Annotated in this window: 1 protein-coding gene; it reads right to left on the minus strand. The window is 64.1% G+C overall.

Annotated features, from left to right (window positions below):
• Window positions 1-125: 125 nt before the first annotated feature.
• Window positions 126-1,082, minus strand: a complete 957-nt coding sequence (locus tag LB565_RS29770) for an IS5 family transposase (protein WP_224589629.1) — start codon at window positions 1,080-1,082, stop codon at window positions 126-128.
• Between the last annotated feature and the right edge of the window lie 61 nt (window positions 1,083-1,143).

Below are 1,143 nucleotides of genomic sequence, written 5' to 3' on the forward strand. Positions count from 1 at the left end.
GGGCCTGTTGCGCAGTTAGCGAGGACAGGCTCGCGGAGCGATTTGGTCGCGAGGTCTCGCTCCGTTTTGGCTTTGGGGTGGAATTGAGGGTGGCGGTGTGGCCTCAGGCCGGATGCTGGACGCACCTATCCTGTGATGGCGGCCCATCGGCGCATGTTGAAGGCGATCGCAGCCATCGTCACTTGAGCTGCGGCCTTGGCCAATCCGACATAGCGGATCGTCGTCAGCTTCATGCGGTTCTTGAGCGTGGCGAAGGTGGTCTCCACCGCTGCCCGCCGTCTCGCGATCAGGCGGTTGTAGCGCTTGAGCCGCGGCGGCAGTTCGGGATGGTGCTTGTTGGGGCGGCGGGCAATGCGCGGCTTGCGGCCCTCAGCCTTGAGCCTGGCCCGGCGGGCATGCGTGTCATAGGCGGCATCCGCCCACACCGCCTTCTCGTCGCCGCGCACCAACTCATCGGCCATCACCGTGTCGTTGACGTTGGCCGGTGTGGTGATCACCGTGCGGATCAGGCCAGAGCCCTCGTCCACCCCGACATGGGCCTTGTAGCCGAAGGTGAAGTCGCCCTTACCCCGTCTTACGCCACGGGCATCGGCATCCTTCGAGGGCCGCTCGGCTGTTGGCGGCGCCGAGACTGCATCGATCAGCGTGGCGTCTAGCATCGTGCCGCGCTTCAGGATCACGCCCGCCTTCTCCAACTGCCGGTCCAGTTCGCCAAACAGCTTCTCCATCAGCCCTTCGCCAACAAGCAGGTTGCGAAAGCGCGACAGCACCGTGTGGTCGGGAATGCTCTCCTCAAGCCCAAGCCCGACAAAGCGCCGGAATGACAACCGATCGCCGAGCGCTTCCTCGAGCTCGCGATCTGATAGCCCATAGAGCGACTGCAGCAGCAGCGCTTTGAAGAGCAACAACGGCGGCCAGGCTGCGCGTCCCGGCCCGCCGTCGCGTAGCGGGTTGAGCAGCTTCTCGAAGCGATACCACTTCACCAGACCGGACAGTCGGTCGAGCGGCGAGGATCCACCTGCAAGCTTCTGGCCCAGAAATGCTTCCGCCAGGCTCAACTGCCCCGTCTGCTTCACCGCCATTGCGATTCCCTCCGAGCTTCCTTCTCAGAGAATCACAACCAGCCAATTACGCAACAGGCCC

It is taken from the genome of Mesorhizobium sp. CA14, assembly GCF_020165195.1.
Classification (GTDB): domain Bacteria; phylum Pseudomonadota; class Alphaproteobacteria; order Rhizobiales; family Rhizobiaceae; genus Mesorhizobium.

What these genes read in the sequence shown, in the direction of transcription:
- LB565_RS29770 (WP_224589629.1), bottom strand. Translation starts at nt 1,082, where the DNA reads ATGGCGGTGAAGCAGACGGGGCAGTTGAGCCTGGCGGAAGCATTTCTG.